Consider the following 5,290-nt stretch of genomic DNA (forward strand, 5'->3'; position numbering starts at 1 on the left):
CATGCCAATGATGGCGTACCATGGCGCTAATAGATAACAAAGAGGTCAGTATGAGTCACAATCTGTGTCTCAGCCTTGAATCCAGCTGGGTGGTTATGTGGATCCCCAGTCAGTTGGAGAGCCGGGGCGATTCATAAAGACACGCTATCTCAAGGTTTCTGATGAGACAGACCAAGTTGAAATCGCTAGAATATGCCAATTTATTTGTGTCATTAAGCAGAGAGCGATGCTCGGGCAACCAATCCATGTAACAAGCGTATCTTCGGCATACGAGCTGCAAGCGGAAGCCAACAAGGCCCTGTTGAGAATGAGTGTCCAATCTAGCGCCTTGGTGCTAGTCATCAACTCACCTACACAAATCATCAGGTCTGCTAGTGAAACAGAAGGGCTGACATATCTTGAGCTTTCAGAACAGTTATGTGAGCGGCTGTTACCGCTATCATGCAATGACCGGTCTCGCCATGTTTCAGACATCATTGCTCAAATGCTGAATGGCATAGCGTCTGATGTTGTATGGCTAGACAGGATCCAAGTTTTGTTTGAGCCAACTTTGGAACTAGACCCACTGCGTCAGCTTCAGGATTTAGCTCGCCTCAAGCCTATCGTGGCCATCTGGCCTGGTCAGATTACAGAACGATTTCTAACCTTTTCCGTCCCCGGACGGGACGACTATCAATCTTACTCTGCGAATGATTTGGCCAACGTGCCCATCATTCACGTTACCGAGCAAAGGGGATAAAAATGAAAAAGTACGGGGAGCTCATTCAGTTCGAGCCCGTCACCACCATCATCAAACTCAAAGAGTCGGCAGAACAGTCAAAGGCTCAGCAGTTGGTGGCCTCATATGTCATCTCGGACAAAATGTCGCAAAAGCTGGCGGACATCATAATTCCTCAGCTTCAGTTTGACGAATCCGTTGATAACAAATCTCTCTGGGTAGTCGGTAACTACGGTTCCGGTAAATCACATTTGATGTCGGTGATCTCGGCCGTCGCCGAGTTTCCAGAATTGGCCCAATTCATCACTAACGACAAGGTGCGTGCAGCCGCGAACAAGATTGCTGGCAAGTTCAAAGTTATCCGCTTTGAAGTCGGAGCGAGCAAAAAAGCCTTTGCCGATATTGTCACCGACAACTTGACATCAGGCCTGACTGAGATGGGTATCGACTACCAATTCCCGGCCATGGAGGAAATCTCATCCAATCACAAACCCTACTTTGAAGAGATGATGGCGCTGTTTCACGAGCGCTATCCCGACCAGGGTTTGCTGCTGATTTGTGACGAGATCCTCGATTACCTGCGCTCTCGTAATCAGCAGCAGCTGCCGTTGGATATGGCCATGATGCGTGTGATGGGTGAAGTGATCGATGGTACCCGTTTCCGTTTCATCTGCGGTGTGCAAGAAGCTATCTTTGATAGCACGCAACTTGCATTCGCCACCCAAGAAGTCAAACGTATCCGTGACCGGGCCGAACAGGTGCTGATCACCCGCGACGATATCAAATATGTCGTCGCCGAACGTCTGCTCAAAAAAGATGCCCAGCAATTGCATTGGATCCGCGAGTATCTGCAGCAATTCACCCCCTGCTTTGATCGCATGAACGAACGCCTCGACGAGTTTGTGCGCATGTTCCCAGTGCACCCTGACTACATCAACACCTTCGAGCGAGTGCGGGGCGCGGGTATTGAGCAACGCCAGGTACTGCGTAGCCTCTCGCGCCAGATGCAAGCCTTGATGGAACAGGTTGTACCTGCCGATAAGCCAGGTGTGTTTTCTTACGACACCTACTGGGATGAGCTCAGAGGCGACCCTAGCGCTAAAACCAACCCGGAGATCGGTCAGGTTATTGAGGTCGGTGAAACCCTGTTTACGCGAATCGACCAAGCCTATCCCACCGCGACAGAGATCGATTTTGCCAAGCGCTTGGTAGCCGGACTGGCTATCCATCGTTTGTCCGTGGGCGATGTCTATAACGAGATGGGGGCTACTGCCGCCGAACTGCGTGATTCCCTTTGCCTCTATCTACCCGGCATCGAAAAGTTGCCAGGGGAAAAGAGCAAAAATTTGGAAACCCAGATCGTCGCGGTATTGACCAAGATCCGCAAAACCGTCAACGGCCAGTTCTTCTCGAAGAACAAGGCCAATGATCAGTTTTTTTTGGATTTGAAAAAGACCGAAGATTTTGATGCCTATATCGAAAACAAGGTGCCCTTGCTGACCGATGACAGCCGTAATGGTGCTTATCGTGAAGCCATGCTGCAGATCCTGGAGGAAACTGATACTCAGCAACCGAATATTCAGATGTGGCGACACGAGCTCAAATGGTTGGAGCGTAACGTCAACCGCCCCGGCTGGATGTTCCTCGGCTCTCCTAATGAACGCGAGACAGCCAAACCGCCGCTCGACTATTACATGTACTTTATTCAGCCTTATAACCCGCCCAAGCTGAAAAAAGAGTTTATCCGTAGCGATGAAGTGCTGTTTGTCCTGCAAAACGCCGACGCCGAGTTTGATCGTTGCTTGAACTACTACGCAGCAGCTATCGACTTGCATGCTTCGGCCACGGGCAATGCCAAGAATGTGTACAAACTCAAGGCTGAAGGCTATCTCAGAGAGATGCAGACTTGGCTAAAGAGCCATTTCAAGGATGCCTATATTGCCCAATACGATGGGCAAAGTAAGCCGATGATGGACTGGATCAAAGGCACCTCAGTTCGCAGTATTTCCGGGCTTGGCGATAGCCAGATCGGCAGTCTCAAAGATATCTTTGAAGCCGTTGCCAGCAACATTTTGGCCAATCACTTTGAAGCGTTGGCGCCCGAGTATCCCACCTTCAGCCAATGGATCACCTACGAGAACATTGAGAGTGCAGCCAAAGATGCGTTAAGTGTGGTCTCCGGTGGGGCTTCAACCAAGCGCGCCAATGCCGTGCTCGATGCACTGGAATTACTCGATGGTGCTAAAATCGCTCCGCTACAATCGCGCTATGCCCAAGCCGTTTTGGGCGTCTTGCAAAGCAAGCAACAAGGGCAAGTGGTCAACCAGGCAGAGTTGTTGGAGGCTATCAATTCCCGCCTCTACTTTAAGCCAGATAGCTTCCGCCTGGAGCCAGAATGGCTTCTGGTGCTGATCGCCTGTTTGGTGTATAGCGGTGAGCTTGAGTTGGTGGTGGTCGGCCATACCCTGACCGCCAGCGATGTGGTCAAGTTCAAGTCCATCCCCTTTGATGTGCTCAGAGATTTTAAACATATCCAGGCACCCAAGGATTTTAATATCACCGCCTTAAAAGCTCTACTCACCCTGCTTGAGATGAACGATGGCCTAGCCACCTCAATTCAGCAAGGCGATGAAGACGTGGTGCGTGAAATGTTAAAGCGCACCGAGGTACTGATTAACGAGCTGGTCAAAGGGCAGCAGAGCGTTAAGGATCGTTTGCCACTGTGGGGGCAATCAGTACTGGAAGAAAGCGAGGAGCAGACGCTTTCCACCCAGCTGAACGAGCTGAAGAACTTTTTGGAAACCATTCAGCGTTACGACAAACCCGGCAAGCTGAAAAACCTTAAGGTGACTGCGTCTGACATCGCCACATACCAGCAGATGCTGCAGGCATGGCACAACTTTGTGCAGCTTAAAACCGTAGTGGGCGATCTAGCCCCCTTATGCGCCTATCTCAAAGAGGCGCAGCTGGTACTTCCTGAATCACACCCTTGGCAAGAGCAAGTCAAACAGGCGCGTGATGTACTGAGACAAGGTCTGGCCACTCCGGCTTCACGTAGTGATGACAGCTTCAAGGCTGAGCAAATCAACATGTTGTCGGCACTGAAAACTGAGTATGCCAAACACTATGTTGAGCTCTATATGCGAGCACATCTTGACGGCAACGAAGAGAATACCAAAGCCAAGCTGATGAATGACCAACGCTTAGCTGAGTTGGAGATCTTAAGTGGCATCACCTTGCTCCCGTCCCAGCAATTGGCTGAGTGGCGTAAAGAGGCTGCACAATTGCAAGCAGCTAAACCTATCGACCCCAAGCTGCTGGCGATGAACGCCAACCCGATGGAGTTCAATGCTCGCCAAGAGAGCGGCAAGGCACCTGCCAGCGAACAATTAAAGAGTCTGGAGCTGAGGCTAGATAGTCTGCAGAGTGATTGGCTCAGTAACCTGAGCAGCCTGCTAGATGATCCCTTTATTAATTTGGGCCTGCTTAAAGCCGAACAGGCTCAGTTAATTCGTGATTTTATTCAGCAAGCTCAGCTACCTGACCCATTGGACTTCAGCTTTGTACAGATTGTGAACCTGGTATTGGCTGGTTTGGAAGAGGTGCGTATTAGTACCACGGACCTAGTGAAAGGGCTTGGACAAGGACTTCCTCTCAGCCACAAAGAAGTGAGTGATCGTTTTAATCAACTGCTCACCAAACTCTGTCAGGGCAAGGATCTCACTAAAGTTCGTATCATCATCGATTAATCAAGACTCGCAGGTGCGGCATAAGCCGCACCTGCCGTAGGAAGCACTATGCAACAAGACAGCCTATTTTCCTGTGATATCCAACAGCAAGCGCATGTAGCAGGGTCTGTTACATGCTTGGGGAAAAACTTCGCGAACGAGCAGGAACGTCGTGATTATTTTTTAGGTCTGCTAGCTGAAAAGCTAAAAGATCCTGATTTTCGGAAGATGGAGGGTTTCCCAATTGGAAGCGATGAGGATATTTTAAATTTAAGTGATCCTCCCTATTACACAGCCTGCCCCAATCCTTGGATCGGTGATTTTGTTTCTGAATGGGAAAGCCTAAAGCCAGCTGGTGATGAAAAATATCATCGTGAGCCTTTCGCTGCTGATGTCAGTGAAGGGAAAAATGACCCAATTTATAATGCTCACTCCTACCATACCAAGGTGCCGCATAAGGCTATTATGCGTTATATCCTCCATTACACTAATCCTGGTGATATTGTATTTGATGGCTTCTGTGGTACGGGCATGACTGGTGTTGCTGCTCAGATGTGTGGAGACCGGGAAGCAGTTATGTCTCTTGGCTATCAGGTAAAGACTGATGGAAGTATTTTGCAAGAACATGTTGATGAGAATGGAAATACTACATGGCGTACATTTTCTAGGCTCGGTGTACGGAAGGCGCTCTTGAATGATCTATCACCGGCCGCGACGTTTATTGCAAACAACTATAATACAAGATGTGATGATGTAATGCTTGAAAATGAGGCATTACGAATTTTTTCTGAAATAGAAAATGAGTATGGCTGGATATATGACACTACTAGCCATGAAGGAAATG

Annotated in this window: 3 protein-coding genes; all 3 read left to right on the plus strand. The window is 49.2% G+C overall.

The genetic code is table 11. From position 1 onward, the window contains the following. Positions 1-226: 226 nt before the first annotated feature. Positions 227-739 carry a BREX-3 system P-loop-containing protein BrxF gene (gene brxF / locus CAK78_RS23350; RefSeq protein WP_094697060.1) on the plus strand — a complete coding sequence of 171 codons (513 nt, stop codon included), beginning with the start codon at positions 227-229 and terminating at the stop codon, positions 737-739. Between the two features lie 2 nt (positions 740-741). Next, positions 742-4,467 (plus strand): DUF6079 family protein, encoded by a 3,726-nt coding sequence (locus CAK78_RS09005; RefSeq protein WP_094697061.1) that lies wholly within the window; start codon positions 742-744, stop codon positions 4,465-4,467. 48 nt (positions 4,468-4,515) lie between these two features. Next, the coding region (locus tag CAK78_RS09010; protein ID WP_141214156.1) for a DNA methyltransferase at positions 4,516-5,290 on the plus strand (775 nt) is incomplete at its 3' end.

The sequence above is a fragment of the Aeromonas sp. A35_P genome (genome assembly GCF_002259925.1).
Taxonomy (GTDB): domain Bacteria; phylum Pseudomonadota; class Gammaproteobacteria; order Enterobacterales; family Aeromonadaceae; genus Aeromonas; species Aeromonas dhakensis.